This is a genomic window from Pseudomonas sp. PNPG3 (genome assembly GCF_023093815.1).
Taxonomy (GTDB): Bacteria; Pseudomonadota; Gammaproteobacteria; order Pseudomonadales; family Pseudomonadaceae; genus Aquipseudomonas; species Aquipseudomonas asiatica.
The window spans coordinates 1-253 of record NZ_JALLKV010000290.1; the positions used below are offsets into that span (position 1 = coordinate 1).

1 protein-coding gene is annotated in these 253 nt (G+C 68.0%); it reads left to right on the forward strand.

Features of this window, described 5'->3' with window-relative positions; genetic code table 11:
- A partial coding sequence (locus tag MJ643_RS31095) for a PfkB family carbohydrate kinase (protein WP_247727367.1) occupies window positions 1–253 on the forward strand: 253 nt, incomplete at both ends.

Below are 253 nucleotides of genomic sequence, written 5' to 3' on the forward strand. Positions count from 1 at the left end.
GGTCGACGCGGACCGTGCGAGGGACCTTTATCAGGCGATGGGCCGCGCGACCGAGGTTTCGGGCGGATCGGCGGCTAATACGCTGGCCGGCATGGCGGCGCTGGGGGCACAATGCGCCTTTGTCGGACAGGTGGCAGACGATCAGCTGGGCGAGATCTTCAGCCATGATATCCGCGCCGTCGGGATCGATTTCGACACGGCGCCGCGGGACGGCGATCCACCCACCGCGCGCTGCCTCATCTTCGTGACGCCC